This window comes from Bartonella sp. CL435QHHD, from assembly GCF_042195095.1.
Taxonomy (GTDB): Bacteria; Pseudomonadota; Alphaproteobacteria; order Rhizobiales; family Rhizobiaceae; genus Bartonella.
The window spans coordinates 53324-68437 of sequence record NZ_JBHINS010000078.1 but is presented as its reverse complement, the minus strand read 5'-3'; the positions used below and the strand labels follow the sequence as shown (position 1 = coordinate 68437).

General features: G+C 38.4%; 12 protein-coding genes and 1 tRNA gene. 11 read left to right on the top strand and 2 right to left on the bottom strand.

Annotated features, from left to right (window positions below; all coding sequences use genetic code 11):
* Positions 1 to 148 precede the first annotated feature (148 nt).
* A tRNA-Gly gene (locus ACFILH_RS07310) sits at positions 149 to 223 on the bottom strand.
* A gap of 186 nt (positions 224 to 409) precedes the next feature.
* Between ACFILH_RS07310 and ACFILH_RS07305 the strand changes: the two genes are divergently transcribed.
* The 7 genes from ACFILH_RS07305 to ACFILH_RS07275 all read left to right on the top strand — a co-directional run bounded on the left by ACFILH_RS07305 (position 410) and on the right by ACFILH_RS07275 (position 8838).
* Complete coding sequence (locus tag ACFILH_RS07305) at positions 410 to 1387, top strand: ABC transporter substrate-binding protein (protein ID WP_273790096.1); 978 nt, start codon at positions 410 to 412, stop codon at positions 1385 to 1387.
* Between the two features lie 64 nt (positions 1388 to 1451).
* Positions 1452 to 2348 (top strand): ABC transporter permease, encoded by an 897-nt coding sequence (locus ACFILH_RS07300; protein ID WP_273790095.1) that lies wholly within the window; start codon positions 1452 to 1454, stop codon positions 2346 to 2348.
* Positions 2341 to 3135 (top strand): ABC transporter ATP-binding protein, encoded by a 795-nt coding sequence (locus ACFILH_RS07295; RefSeq protein WP_273790094.1) that lies wholly within the window; start codon positions 2341 to 2343, stop codon positions 3133 to 3135. The genes ACFILH_RS07300 and ACFILH_RS07295 overlap by 8 nt, the downstream gene beginning before the upstream one ends.
* Positions 3136 to 3139: 4 nt before the next feature.
* Positions 3140 to 4180 carry a DNA polymerase III subunit delta gene (holA, locus tag ACFILH_RS07290; RefSeq protein WP_375630674.1) on the top strand — a complete coding sequence of 347 codons (1041 nt, stop codon included), beginning with the start codon at positions 3140 to 3142 and terminating at the stop codon, positions 4178 to 4180.
* Between the two features lie 1956 nt (positions 4181 to 6136).
* Positions 6137 to 7066, top strand: coding sequence for a prephenate/arogenate dehydrogenase family protein (locus tag ACFILH_RS07285; protein ID WP_273790092.1), 930 nt, complete (start codon positions 6137 to 6139; stop codon positions 7064 to 7066).
* A 410-nt stretch (positions 7067 to 7476) separates the two neighbouring features.
* Positions 7477 to 8331, top strand: coding sequence for a YihY/virulence factor BrkB family protein (locus tag ACFILH_RS07280; RefSeq protein ID WP_273790091.1), 855 nt, complete (start codon positions 7477 to 7479; stop codon positions 8329 to 8331).
* Between the two features lie 30 nt (positions 8332 to 8361).
* Positions 8362 to 8838: a YaiI/YqxD family protein gene (locus ACFILH_RS07275; protein WP_273790302.1), complete on the top strand. Its 477-nt coding sequence runs from the start codon at positions 8362 to 8364 to the stop codon at positions 8836 to 8838.
* Between the two features lie 2 nt (positions 8839 to 8840).
* Here ACFILH_RS07275 and ACFILH_RS07270 read toward each other — a convergent pair whose 3' ends face one another.
* Positions 8841 to 9536: a TlpA disulfide reductase family protein gene (locus ACFILH_RS07270; protein WP_273790090.1), complete on the bottom strand. Its 696-nt coding sequence runs from the start codon at positions 9534 to 9536 to the stop codon at positions 8841 to 8843.
* A 32-nt stretch (positions 9537 to 9568) separates the two neighbouring features.
* Between ACFILH_RS07270 and argH the strand changes: the two genes are divergently transcribed.
* The 4 genes from argH (at position 9569) to ACFILH_RS07250 (ending at position 15045) form a co-directional block, all read left to right on the top strand.
* Positions 9569 to 10969: an argininosuccinate lyase gene (argH, locus tag ACFILH_RS07265; RefSeq protein WP_273790089.1), complete on the top strand. Its 1401-nt coding sequence runs from the start codon at positions 9569 to 9571 to the stop codon at positions 10967 to 10969.
* A gap of 51 nt (positions 10970 to 11020) precedes the next feature.
* Positions 11021 to 11200 carry an LPS translocon maturation chaperone LptM gene (locus ACFILH_RS07260; protein ID WP_273790088.1) on the top strand — a complete coding sequence of 60 codons (180 nt, stop codon included), beginning with the start codon at positions 11021 to 11023 and terminating at the stop codon, positions 11198 to 11200.
* A gap of 8 nt (positions 11201 to 11208) precedes the next feature.
* Complete coding sequence (gene lysA, locus ACFILH_RS07255) at positions 11209 to 12489, top strand: diaminopimelate decarboxylase (RefSeq protein ID WP_375667588.1); 1281 nt, start codon at positions 11209 to 11211, stop codon at positions 12487 to 12489.
* A gap of 126 nt (positions 12490 to 12615) precedes the next feature.
* Complete coding sequence (locus tag ACFILH_RS07250; protein ID WP_375667586.1) at positions 12616 to 15045, top strand: TIGR02302 family protein; 2430 nt, start codon at positions 12616 to 12618, stop codon at positions 15043 to 15045.
* The last annotated feature ends 69 nt before the right edge of the window (positions 15046 to 15114 follow it).

The following is a 15114-nucleotide window of genomic DNA, read 5'->3' as shown; positions in this document are numbered from 1 at the left end:
AACATCTTTAAAACTCTTTAAAAAAAATAAATTGGTACAAAACCTAGTGTCAAAATATACAAAACCCGCTGGCAAGCTACACCGCTGGCAAGCTACAACCGATGACAAGCTATAACTCCATACAAGAACGAATAAATACAAAATTCAATGGAGCGGGCGATGGGATTCGAACCCACGACCCCAACCTTGGCAAGGTTGTGCTCTACCCCTGAGCTACACCCGCTTACCGATTCGATATATGTCTTGTCTGTATGGCGTAGGCTTCTACGAATTGCAACAAAAAAATATCATTTTAGTTTGATTTATTTTGTCCATGTTTAAATAAAATGAAATAAAGATTGATTTTAGAAAATTCTTCAGTAATAAATTATTCCTTTTTTAATTTTTGCATGGAGAGGGGTGGAATATAATGTTGAAGAGAATAAATATATTAGGGATTATCATTGCAACTGTTTTTATGATGAACAGTGTTGCAAAGGCCGATGACCAAGTTAAACACGTTAAAGTTGCAATAACGCAAATTATGGTCCATCCTGCTGCGGATGCTGTTCGTAAAGGTGTAGAAGATGTGCTTGCAGCAAATGGTTATAAGCAAGGTGAAAATTTTCAACTTACCTTTTTATCAGCGCAGGGTAATATTTCAACAGCAACGCAAATTGCACGTAAATTTGTTGGTGATAAACCCGATGTTATTGTAGCAATTACCACGCCTTCAGCACAAACGATGCTTGCGGCAACAAAAACAATTCCTATCGTCTTTGCAGCGATTTCTGATCCTATCGGAGCTAAAATCGTTTCTTCACTTACCAAACCTGGCGGTAATATGACGGGGAGTTCTGATCGTATAGATGTTGCAGAAAGTGTTAGACTTTTACAAGAAGTAAAACCAGATTTGAAAAAAATTGGTTATCTTTATAATGCTTCTGAGGCAAATTCTGTTTCGACACTTAAAACGTTAAAGGATGTAGCAAAAAAAGCTGGAATTGAAATTATTCCCTCATCGGCACCAAAGCCTTCAGATGTGCAGGCAGCAACACGCGCTTTAATCGGTAAGGTCGATATTATTTTTGTTCCTGCTGATAATACGATTTTATCTGTTTTAGAAGGTGCAATAAAGGTCTCAGAGGAAGCCAATATGCCTGTATTTACTGTTGATGCTAATACTATCGGGCGCGGGCCTTTTATGACGCAAGGTGTGAATTTCTATGATGTAGGGGTTGATGCTGGAAAATTGGTCGTGCGTATTCTAAAGGGTGAAAAACCTGGTGATATTGATGTTGTACAGGCAGCTAATAATGACATTCGAATTGATTTGAAAGCAGCCCAAAAAGCAGGGATTGTTATTCCGCAGGCAGTTATTGACCGTGCAACAAAAGTGATTCAATAACTTTTATTGATCAAAGTGTTGATCCTATAAAAATACGTTAAGTTTTCATGGAGATTGTTTTTACATGAATATATTTGCGTTTTCTGGTGCTGTGGAATTAGGCCTTATTTATGCGTTTGTTGCTATAGGGGTTTATCTTTCATTTCGGGTTTTAGATTTTCCTGATTTAACAGTTGATGGATCGTTTCTTCTTGGTTCCTGTGTCTGTGGTGTTTTGATTCTCTTGGGTTTCAATGCATGGACAGCTATGGCATGTGCTTTTTGTGCAGGTATGGTGGCTGGTTTATTAACGGCTATGTTGAATTTGCGTTTTGGCATTTTGAATCTTTTAGCTTCTATTTTAACAATGTCGGCACTTTATACGGTTAATCTTCGTATTATGGGAATTATGGGAGGGTCTAATGTTAATTTAGCTCTTGCTGATACGGCGTTAACGCCCTTTTATAATCTGTTTGGTTTGTCTGATATTTTTGTGCGCCCTCTTTTCGTTGGTATTGTGTTGCTCGTTATGGCGTTTTTGATTTGGCGCTTTTTGGAAAGTGAAATTGGTCTTGCTATGCGTGCAATGGGAGCTAATCCACGCATGGCGACGGCGCAAGGTGTTCATACATCAGCATTGATATATTTTGGAATGGGGCTTTCCAATGCGTGTGTGGCACTTGGTGGTTCTCTTTATATTCAAACTGCGATTGCAACAGATATTACCGGTGGAATTGGAACAATTGTTTTTGGATTGGCAGCCGTGATTATCGGTGAAACTCTCTTTCGTACGCGCAATATTTTTTGGATTATAATCAGCTGTATTGTAGGGTCTGTGCTTTATCGTGTGGCGGTGCAATTTGCATTTGAAGCAAATGGAATTGGTATTGATACGTCGACAGATCTTCAGTTGATTACTTCACTGTTGGTTATTTTAACCCTTATTGTGCCACGCTATTGGAGGAGGCGTAAACGTGATTGAATTTTTTCATGTTGGGGTCACATTTAAACCGCAAACACCTTTGGAAAAACAGGCTTTAATTGATATTAACCTGAAAATTGATCAGGGTAGTTTTGTTACGGTTATTGGTTCAAATGGTGCTGGTAAATCAACTTTGCTCAGTGTTTTAGCGGGTGCAACGCTTCCTTCAACAGGGAAAGTGGTTATCAATGGACAAAATGTTTCTAGGCAATCAGTCAGTGAACGCGCTGGAAAAATTGCTTGTGTTTTTCAAGATTCGTTAGAGGGAAGTTGTGGTTCTTTAACAATTGAAGAAAATTTGGCTCTTGCTGCTCTTCGAGGAAGTCGTCGTGGTTTGCGTGCGGCTTTAAATTATGAGAAACGGCAATTTTTTCGAGAGAAAATTGCTCAATTAGGCATTGGTCTTGAAGCATATATTCATAATCCTATGGATAGTTTATCAGGTGGGCAACGCCAAGCAGTTTGTCTTGTGATGGCAACGTTAGCACATGCGGATGTTTTATTGCTTGATGAACATACCTCAGCACTTGATCCTGGAATGGCTGATTTTGTGATGCGGTTGACTGAAAAAATCGTTGAAGAGAAAAAATTAACGACTATCATGGTGACTCATTCTATGCGTCAGGCTCTTGATTATGGCGATCGCACCTTGATGTTGCATGGTGGAAAAGTGATTTTGGATGTCTGTCATGAAGAGCGTAAGGGCTTGAATGTCAATGATTTAATTGGCATGTTTCAGAAAGTTCGCGGGGAAGTTCTTGATGATGATGAACTGTTAATGGATTAATAGTGTGGCTCAGAAAAAAGCACATGAAGTTGATCAGTTTTTAACGCGTTTTTCACGTGCTTTTCCTATTGTTCTCATTTATGGGCCAGATCGTGGTCTTGTTTGTGAGCGTGCACAATGTTTTGCAAAACTTACACAGGTAGCAATAGAAGATCCATTTTCGACAATTCGTTTGGATGCTGCTGAAATTGATAAAGATCCTGCGCGTTTGGAAAATGAAGCGCGTACGTTATCGCTTTTTGGGGGAGATCGTTTGATATGGATCTCTAATGCTGCTAACCAAAAAGGTTTTCTTGCTGCTTTAAAACTTTTAATTGAGAAGCCACCAGAAGCTTGTTTTATACTCATTGAATCAGGGGATTTAAAAAAAGGAACAGGGTTGCGCAATGCTGTTGAAACGGCATCAAAAGCGATGGCTTTGCCCTGTTTTGCCGATGATATGCGTTCTCTTGACGGTTTGATTGATGAGGTTTTAGGACAGTTTAAGAAGACTATTTCTTTGGATGCACGTAGATGGTTGCATGAAAGTTTAGGGGCGGATCGCCTTGTATCACGAGGTGAATTAGAAAAGCTTTGTCTTTACGCTGCAAATGCTCACGTTACTCTTGAAGATGTGAAAGCTGTTGTAAGCGATGTCAGTGCTCTTTCTCAAGATGAAGTCATTGATGCTCTTTTATTGGGCGATATATCAGGCTTTGAAGTGCATTTTAATCGACATGCAGCAGTGCATGGGGCACTTTTTTTAATTTTGAGTACAGCTCAAAGGCATTTTCAGCAATTACAGCTATTGCGTTATCAGGTAGAGGTTGAAGGAAAATCGCCTTTTACGGTGGTTTCTGAAGCTCGTCCTCCCATTTTTTTTCAACGGAAAAAGATCGTTGAACAAGCTTTAAAATATTGGAAATTAGAACAAATTTCTTATGCAATGGAAAGAATTCAGAGTGCTGTTTTAGACAGTCGTAAAAATCCACTTTTGGGCGAAGCTATCATTCGTCAAGTTTTGTTAGGGCTTACAATTATTGCACGACGCCAGATGGCAGCTTAACCGCCTAGAAATATAATGATTTTTTATTTTTGGTATACCACAGAGGCATTTTCAGCAATTAAAACTGTTATGCTATCAAGTAGAGGTTGGTGGAACTTGTATTTTTGAGGATGCATTTTAGGAGCTTGAAAGCTTGATAGAAATTTTTCTTCAAAAGAAATAGTTTATTTTCAAAAGGCCATTTTGAAACAGTTTTATTATTTTGTTGTATCGTAAAGTACTGTTTTTTAGAGTAGTGATACGAGGCTCATATCAAATTTTATGTATTCGATGTTTTTTTGTGTGGATATTTGGTGAATATTAGGTTGGTTCATAGAGTCTTAATGGAGTAACACCCCCATGTAAAACAGAGTATCTCAAACAACAGAAGACACTTGTATGGTAGATTCATACGCTTTCTTAGAAATATTTTTTAATGCGCGTCATATCTATTTCGCGGCGGTGTTTATGAATGGTGTAGAAGTAAAGTTCCTTGTGAAGAATATAAAACCCATAGAGCAACTCTATCTTTACGCTTAATAAAAGTGCAAGTCGACACTCATTATATACTTTGCTAGCCTCTAATGTTGCTACAGTTTTTAGCATTAGAGAGCGTTTTTCATCATTTTTGCTCACATGTCTTCTTGTGACGTGTAGACAAGAGATTTTAATTGATAAGAGGGTTTGTGATGGAAGAATTTTACAGTATTCGAAGTTATGATTCAAATTGAAAAAAATTATTATTTTTATAAATCAATATACTATAGATTAATTGAATCACATAAAATAGTGAGCCAGAGGAATCTTTTAGACAAGAAAATGAACGGTGTGCAGATCTGTATGAATTAAGAATCTTCGTGGGATGAGGAGAAGGTCAAAATAGATTATGATGAAAACGACAGCACCTATGGGGAAACTTTTATGTTTGATACAGAGATGATTATCTTAGCAATGAATGTGTCTCATAAACAAAGCTAGCCATTGTTTATTATTAATAATTTATTATTTTTTATATTGAATCAATCAGAACAATGTCTTTTACACGTCATAAGTGGGGGCGTGTGGATAAAAACTGTGCAAGAAAGCACTAAAAATGCCTCTTATGAATGCTCTAAAATTCCAAGGTTTTTTGCAACATTGGGGGTAGGAAAATATAATAATAGTGTTTTATTAAGTGTAAAGAGGGTCGTGCTTAATGGATTTATAGTTATAACATTTACGAACATTGTCGTGAGATAGGCTGGGGAGCGAGATGCCTTTTTAAAACAAACGCATGAATTTGTAATCCAAATCTATTCTATTTAGGGCGTTCTATTTTACGCGAGGGGTGTGATTCCATTAAAGGGATGTTCAGTGTTTTTGTTATCAAACTTTTTCTTTATTGAGAGGGCGTGTTTTTCTCATATTTATTTTATTTATGGTATCCGGAATCGGGAGAGGAAAATGTTTTTAATGGTATCTTTTGGTATGCGTTGTTTTACGGCGTTTTCAATATTCGCGAAACTTATGTTGATGTTGTAGGTGGAGTCGTAATACGTTTTTATATAGGTCTAATGTACAAATTAATGAACGTATCGGGATAATTGGAGAAGAGTTAGGGTCTACTTACGCTTTTGATGTGTTTTTTTGTGAGTAAATTAGTAAGATAAAGTAAACTGATGGGATTTTATGTAGAGTCGTTGTTATCCTAATTGAGAGTGCATTTTATTTTGTTTCGGTGATGCGCTTTGATCAGTAATTAAGAGGGAGTTTTAGAGCGTGATGTTAGATTTCTCGTCATTTATTTTTTATGTGTTTTCTAGGTAAAGTGATCTGTTGTCAGCTTGCGCAGGTGATAATTGGTAAACTGCGTTATTCTTTATTCCCTAGTTGTCATTTTTTAATGTTTTACGCATAACTCTTGAACAAACAAACAAGAAAATTGTGATTTTACAATTGTCTTTATTGCCATTTGCAAAGAATCTTTGAAGGTGAAAGATGCTCCATATTCAGTTTGAAAAAATAGCACTCATTGGGATCGGTCTGATTGGGTCTTCTTTAGCAAGAGTGATTAAAAAGAAAAATCTTGCGGCTCAGATTTCTATTGCAACACGTCGTCCAGAAACCCTGAAAAGAGCGCGTGAATTGGAGCTTGGGGATTTTTATACGACAGATAATGCAAAAGCAGTTGAAGGAGCAGATTTGGTTATACTTTCTGTTCCTGTTGGGGCTAGTGCAGAAGTGGCAAAAACTATTCGTGATCATTTAAAACTTGGAGCGATTGTGAGTGATGTTGGTTCTACGAAAGCGTTGGTTATTGCGGAAATGGCACCTTTATTGCCAAAAACGGTTCATTTTATTCCAGGGCATCCAATTGCTGGAACGGAATATTCAGGACCGGATGCTGGTTTTGCTGATTTATTTATGAATCGTTGGTGTATTTTAACGCCTTTTGCGGATAGCGATGCTACTGCTGTCGCACAATTAACAGCGTTTTGGGAAGCTTGTGGTGCGCGTGTCGAAAAGATGGAACCTAAGCATCATGATCTTGTTTTGGCTATTGTTTCACATTTACCCCATTTGATTGCGTATAATACTGTTGGGACAGCGAGTGATTTAGAAAAAGTAACAAATTCGGAAGTGATTGCTTATTCCGCTTCCGGTTTTCGTGATTTTACGCGTTTAGCATCTTCTGATCCCGTTATGTGGCGAGATATTTGTTTGCATAATAAGGATGCTATTTTAGAAATGTTGAGCCGTTTTAGTGAGGGGCTTGCTTTTTTAGAACGGGCAATTCATTTAGGAGATGGTGAGACACTGTTTAACTTTTTTACACGTACGCGTGCTGTACGTCGCAATATTATTGATGCTGGACAGGAAATTGATGCTCCTGATTTTGGACGTCAGAGTGTTTCTAAAAAAGGGTGAATAAAAGCAAGGGGGTTTTGTTGAATTTCGTTGGTTTTTTCTAGAAATCGATAAGAAGTTTTTTCTTTATTCAGTCATAGATTGCAATAAAAAGGAGGGGCGATTGCTCCGATACAGATAATCATGACTTCAAAAGGTTTTATGTGTGCACGATCATCTTGCTTAGCTCTCTATAGGGCATATGATGTACAGAAGAGGTTACTGATCTGTAGAAGTAACAAAAAAATGAGGTCGTTGTAGAACTTCATAGAGTGGGTTATTGTTTTTGTTTTGGTATAAAGTCGGGCTTGACCGTATTGATTATTGACCTTTATATTGCAACATTGCAAAATGTTTATTTGCAGAGTTTTGATGATTTTTATAAAACTTGAAATAGACTGAGGAAGAGTTTTACCAGAAAGTATTGAGTTTTGTTAAAAAATATCTTTTGGTATAGCTATCGTATTTTGGGTGACGCAGTAAGTCATTATTGGCGTGATAATGGGAGTGCTTTTGCAAGCCATGTTGCGCTATCGGGGCTTTTAGCATTTTTCCCTTTTTTTATTTTTGGAACATCGTTTGCTCGTTTTCTAGGGGCTTTTACCTATACACCGCAAAAAATTAAAGCACTGGTGCAGTTATTGCCTGATGTTATTGCAGAGCCTTTATCTCAGGAAATTGTCAATGTTTTAACCATTCATCGAGGAGGTGTGTTGACGCTTTCTGTCATTGGAGCGGCTTATTTTGCTTCTAATGGGATAGAGGCTTTGCGTACGGCTTTAAATAAAGCTTACCGTGTTACTGATCGACGGAGTTTGTTATTTTGTCGTTTTCAAAGTCTGTTTTTTGTAATCCTTGGAGCTGTTGGTCTTGTTGTGATTAGCTTTTTATTGATTCTGGCGCCTTTGTTGATCAAAATTATGCAAAATCATTCTTTTTTTATGACTGAATATATTGCTGTTATTCGTGTATGGCGTTATACAGTTGCAATCGTTATTTTGTTTATCAGTCTTTTGATTGTTCATAAATGGCTTCCAGCAGGGCGGCGGAAAATTATAGATATTTTACCAGGAATAGTGGTGACAATGTTTATATGGTTTATGGCTTCTATCGCTTTTGCGCAATATTTAACGATGTTTGATTATATTTCTACCTATGCAGGGTTGGCATCTATTATGGTTGCTATTATTTTTCTCTACATATTGAGTGCAATTTTTATTTTGGGAGGAGAAATAAACGCGGCGATAATGTTTTATCGCAAGGATTTGCAACATTCAGATGAATGAAAGAGCTTATTATTGCTTGAAAGCCAAGGTATGAATATCCCAATAAAGCCTGCTATCACTTTGTTGATTGATGCGGATGCTTGTCCTGTAAAAGATGAAGTTTATCGTGTGATGAATCGTTATCAGCTTAAGACATTTGTTGTGGCAAATCGTTCTTTGTCCCTTCCAGATGAAGCACTCATTGAAAGAGTGGTCGTTGCTGGTGAATTCAATGGTGCTGATGATTGGATTGTAGAACATGTGCATGAGGCAAGTATCGTTATTACCAGTGATATTCCTTTAGCAGCACGGGTTGTGCAAGCTGGGGGTTTTTGTCTTTCGCCAACGGGGCGTATTTTTGATGTAAATTCAATTGGTCAGGCTTTGGCGATGCGCAATTTGATGGAAGATTTGCGTGGACAGGGCAGTATAATAGGTGGTCCCCGTCCTTTTTCTCGTAAAGACCGTTCTGCTTTTTTGTCAGCACTGGATCTTGTTATACAACGTTTAAAAAGACGCGGTTATTAAAGTTATAGGGCTTCTTTAATGACTGCTTTTATAAGTGCTTTGGCATCGTCATTGGCCCATGGAGCTGCACCATTGAAAGAAGCAATGAGATATCCCTCTTTATCAATGAGCAATGTAATGGGGAGTCCTAAAGCGAGCCCCTGTTTTCTAACATTGTTGAAAATATCCATTGTTTCATCGCGATAGTAAAGCAAATTATCTGAATGAATATTCTGTAAAAATTGCTGAATTTTTTCAGGAGAAGCAGTTTTATCGATATTAATAGCTATGACATCAAAGTTTTCTCCACCTAATTCACGTTTTAATTGCGCAAGTTCAGGCATTTCTGTGCGGCAAGGTGCACACCAAATAGCCCATAGATTGACCAGCATTGGTTTTCCAGTAAATTCGCTGAGTGTGTGCTCTTTTCCTAGAATATCCTTGAAAGAGAGTTTATTCATATCTGAGGGCGTATCAGCAAATCGTATGTGGCTAAAAAAGCCTTTTGCTGCTTTTCGTATCGCCATCATTTTTTCTGCTCGTGCTTTATTAATGTTTATTTCTTGTGCTTGTGCTGCTGAAATGAAATTGAAAAGAAAAAACTCTCTTTTGGTATCGTAGTTTATGGTTGCGTATAAACTCAATGCAATGATAAAGAATGCAAGGGAAAGTTGCCTTTTTTTATTGTTTTTTTTGCTGATGAAAATTTGAAAAATCATAATTTTGTCCTTTGGATGGGTGTTTTCAGAATATGACAGATGAGAAGTTAAAGAACCAAATGTGGGGTGGTCGGTTTGCGGCAGGCCCTGCTGCAATTATGGAAGAAATTAATGCTTCTATTGATTTTGATCAAAAACTTTATCGACAAGATATTGAAGGTTCTCTTTCTCATGCAGCTATGTTAGCGCAAACGAAAATCATTTCACAATCAGATTATGAAAAAATTGTTCATGGTTTGAAACTTATTCGCCAAGAAATTGAAGACGGTAAATTTGTTTTTTCACGAAAGCTTGAAGATATTCATATGAATATTGAAGCGCGGCTGAGCGAATTGATAGGTCCTGTAGCTGGGCGTTTGCATACGGCGCGTTCACGCAATGATCAAGTTGCTGTTGATTTTCGCTTGTGGGTACGTGAAGCAACGCAAAAGATAGCACAAGCTTTAAAAGGATTGATAGAGCAATTACTTATTCGCGCAGAACAACATGTTGATACCTTTATGCCAGGCTTTACGCATTTACAATTGGCTCAACCCGTAACATTGGGTCATTATATGATGGCTTATGTTGAAATGTTTGGTCGAGATTTATCGCGGATGCGTGATGCTCTTGAGCGAATGAATGAATCGCCTTTAGGAGCGGCTGCTTTAGCGGGGACAGGCTTTCCAATTGACCGTTTTATGACAGCAAAAGCGCTAGGCTTTCGCGAACCTACACGCAATTCAATTGATAGTGTTTCAGATCGTGACTTTGCATTGGAATTTTTAAGCGCTGGCGCTCTTTGTGCAACACATCTTTCACGTTTAGCAGAAGAAATAATTCTTTGGTCAAGTGAACAGTTTTGTTTTATTCATTTATCAGATGCTTTTTCAACGGGTTCGTCTATTATGCCACAAAAGAGAAATCCTGATGCGGCAGAGTTAGTACGAGCGAAAGCAGGTCGATTGAATGGTGCGCTTATGGGATTGTTAACGGTGATGAAAGGATTACCGCTTGCTTATTCAAAGGATATGCAAGAAGATAAAGAATATGTGTTTGATGGGGCTTTGAGTTTGGAATTATCACTAGCAGCAATGACAGGGATGATTGCTGATTTGAAAGTGAATAAAAAAGCCATGAAACAAGCAGCGGATTTAGGGTATGCAACAGCTACAGATTTTGCTGATTGGCTTGTACGCGAATCAGAGATTCCTTTTCGCGAAGCACATCACATCACAGGGTGTGCTGTGGCATTGGCAGAAAAAAAACAGTGTCGCCTCCATGATTTATCATTAGATGAACTTCAAGCAATTTGTCCTGATATCAATGCGACACTTTTTGATGTTTTGACCGTTGAAAAATCTGTTGAAAGTCGCAAAAGCTTTGGGGGAACAGCGCCTTCAGAGGTTTTTCGGCAAATTGCGTATTGGAAAAAGCGTCTCGTGAGCGCTTGAGTGATTGTATTTTAAAGGTAAAAAAGAAATCGAGATGAGGAAAGAGGACAGATGAAAATTATATTAAAGGGGGTGATGATTGTCCTTTTGGGGGGCTTGGGTATTGTTGGGTGTGGGCGTAAAGGGTCATTAGAGTTACCTCCTTCAACAGGAGTGAATTCTTCACAAGGAACTTTTGTTCCTCAAGGCAAAACAGATAAACCTTTTATTCTTGATAGGTTGATACAATAGGGATTTTTATGCGTTTTTTTTCTTATCATCAGGGTGTGCTCCACGCTGAAGGTCTTTCGCTTTTGGAACTTGCGCGGAAAGTTGAAACACCTTTTTATTGTTATTCAGCTAGCGCAATCGTTGCACATTTTAAAGATTATCAGAATGCATTTCATGATATGCCGAGTTTAATTGCTTATGCGGTTAAAGCGAATTCCAATCAAGCGGTTTTACAACTTTTAGCTAACAATGGAGCGGGAGCTGATGTGGTCTCAGAAGGGGAATTACGGCGTGCACTTGCTGTTGGTATTCCTGCGCAGAATATTGTTTATTCTGGTGTTGGTAAAACAGTGAAAGAAATAGATTTTGCTCTTGCACAAGATATTTATTGTTTTAACGTTGAATCAGAGCCAGAACTTGAACAATTATCGGCGCGGGCTGCTGCGCTTTCAAAAACGGCTCGTATTTCTTTACGTATTAATCCTGATGTGGATGCTAAGACTCACAAGAAAATTACAACAGGTAAGTCTGAGAATAAATTTGGTATTCCACTGTCTTTGGCGGGTGATGCATATAAAAAAGCAGCCCAATTGCCCGGTCTTCATGTGTGTGGTGTTGATCTCCATATTGGCAGTCAAATTTGTGATTTAAAACCGTTTGAAGATGCATTTGTTATTGTTGCAGATTTTGTGCGTCAATTATGGAATAATGGTTATGCGATAACCCATATCGATATTGGGGGCGGGCTTGGTATTCCTTATGGTTATGAGCAGCATCCAGTACCTTCTCCTTTTGAGTATGCAGCACTGGTAAAGAAACATATTGCGCCTTTAGGGATCAATATTATCTTAGAACCTGGGCGTAGTATTGTTGGTGAAGCCGGTGTGTTGGTGACATCGGTTGTGTATTTAAAAAAGGGGAAAGGACGAAATTTTGTTATTGTTGATGCGGCGATGAATGATTTCATGCGTCCAACGCTTTATGATGCGTGGCAAAATGTAATGCCAGTGAAAAAAACACCAGTAGATGCCCCTCTGATTAATGCTGATATTGTTGGTCCCATTTGTGAAACTGGTGATTATTTAGGCTTGGAACGTTCTTTACCAGTGTTGAAAGCGGGTGATGTTTTGATGTTAACAGGAGCAGGGGCTTATGGCGCAGTGATGGCAAGCACTTATAATAGTCGACTTTTGGTGCCGGAAGTTTTGGTTCAGGATACACGTTATGCAGTCATTCGTCCACGCCTTGATTATGCACAATTGATAGGCTGTGATCATATTCCAGATTGGATTGAGCCCAAATTAGATTGAGCATTATTAAATATTTTGGGTCTTATTTTTACTAAACTTTGATGAAACAATTTATTTTCTAGAAATTGTTTTGTATGGGGTTTATGATCTTAATGCACCACGATAAAAGGGGATAAATGCTTGTTTATGAAAAATAAAAACATCAAAGGTTTTGCAATGAAGCTTTTGTGTGTGCGCATTTTGATGTGGGGGATCCTTTCATTTGAACGGATGTGGGTACGGTTGTTGCCATTTTTCCTCGTTCTTAGTCTCTTTTGTTCGTTTAGCTGGTTGGGACTTTTTGGCATTTTGGGCTATTGGTCACATTTGCTCTTACTTGGGGTTATACTTGTTTGTGCTGGGGCAAGTTTGTTTTTTCTTATTCGTTTTCGGTTTCCCACAATGCGGGAAGTAAATTGCCGCCTTGAACGCGTCAATGATCTTAGACACCAGCCTTTGAATATTCAGACAGATCGTTTATGTTCTGAAAATGATGAAGATTTTAGTGCTGTTATTTGGCGTGAACATCAACGCCGAATGGCAAAGCAATTATACCATTTAAAAACTGGATTTATCTCTCTTAATAGTGCGGATTATGATCCTTTGGCTTTGAGGGCTTTGTGTGCTCTTCTTTTTGTGTGCGCTTTTAGTTTTTCTTTTGGTTCACAAGGGGGGCGTTTGGCTGATGCCTTTGATTTTCGTCCTGTCGTTGATGAAAAACTCATGCGGATTGATGCTTGGGTAACACCCCCAGCTTATACCGGTGTGGCACCGATTTATTTGACAAAAGATGAGAAAACACAACTAGAAATCCCTGAAGGGAGTAATGTTGTTGTGCGTGTTGTCAATGGAGCTGGTATTACAGTAAAAGCAAAGTCTGTAGAAGATGGGAGGGAAGTTTCGTTTTTAGAGAAAACGGAACAAACAGCTTTGAATGATCCAATCGTTCATTTTGAAACACATTTAAAGCATTCAATAAATTTATTTGTATCATCACGTCGTAAAAAACAGCAGTGGCATTTGCAGATAATTAAGGACAAGCTTCCGACAATTCATTGGCTGGAAAAACCAGGGAGGATTTTAACGGGATCGTTGGAGTTACGATATGTGGTGGATGATGATTATGGTGTGACAAAGGCTTTTGTTGAAATAGAGCCTTTTCTTCCTCAGAATAAAAGTGCTTCTTCTCTTTATAATGCTCCGGAAATAGAGCTTCTTCTTCCGCGTGGTGGAAAGGGGAAAATGCGAATGGTGCAGGATATATCAGCGCATCCATGGGCAGGTTCGCAAGTCAAAATTACTTTGGTGGCAGAAGATGGTGCGGGGCAGAAAGGGCGTAGCAAAACTTTTGTTATGATATTACCACAGCGTGTTTTTTCGAATCCTGTTGCACGCGCAGTGGTTGAATTGCGTCGTCTATTAGCGCTTGATGCTTCTGTGAAAGAGCGTGTATTGGATATGCTTTCTGCTTTGCTTGTGCGTCCAGAAAAGGGGTTGCAAAATGCATCGCATTTTATTGTTCTACAAAGTGCGTGGACAAGACTTTCTTTAGCACAAACAGACGAGGATTTGCGCGATGTGGTGGATTATTTATGGCAAATTGCTTTGGGTATTGAAGATAATCAGCTTGAATCCGTGCAAAAAAAGTTAAAACAAGCACAAGCTGCTTTACGTGATGCACTGCGTTATGGTGCTTCAGCGGCAGAAATTGAACGGCTTATGGCAGATTTACGTCAAGCTATGGATGAGTATATTCGTGCTTTGGCTGAAAAAGCACCGGATAGTCAAGTTTCTAAAAATTCTAAAAGCTCAAAAAGTCCTAATCTTTCTGAATCTACATTACAAGAAAAGCTAAATTTAATTGAGGAAATGGCTAAAACGGGCTCTTCTTTAGCAGCTGAACAACTCTTGGCGGAAGTTGAACAGACGCTTGATCATTTGCATGTGCAAAAAGGCAATCAAAATGAGGGAGAAAAAAGCCAATCTGCACAAATGAAAGAAAAGATGGACCAGCTTGGAGATTTAATGCGTCGTCAGCAAGAAATTCTCAATGAAACACATCAGTTAGAGATGGAACAAAAACGCGGAGAAGATGTGCCAGAAACACAAAAAAAATCTTTAAAAAAACGTCAAGCTGAATTGCAGTCTGAATTATCAACATTAGAAAAAGAATTATCAGAACAAGGATTTGAAACAGGGGGCGCGTTGAAAAGGGCAGAAGAAAAAATGAATTCTGCGGAAAATGCTCTTGATAATGGAAATCATCAGGTATCTATACAAAATCAGTCTGATGCTTTGGAATCTTTGAGGCAAGGTGCACAAAATGTTTTGAAAAAAATGCGCGAAACACTCAAAGAAACGGGAGATGATCAAAATGCTGATTCTGGTCCTAAAGATCCGTTAGGACGTCCACTTTCTTCAAAAACAGATGAAGAACAAGAAGGCGAGGCACTACCACAAGAAAGTGATCAAATGCGTACGCGGCAGATTTTGGATGAAATTCGCAAACGTCTTGGTAAAGAGCATCTTTCAGAAGAAGAAAAAAACTATCTTGAAAGATTGCTTCATTTTAATTAACCAATGTTGGCTTTTTTCTTAATTGATGTCAAAAACAGTGTATGAAGAACCTCTATGGAGTTCATCTCC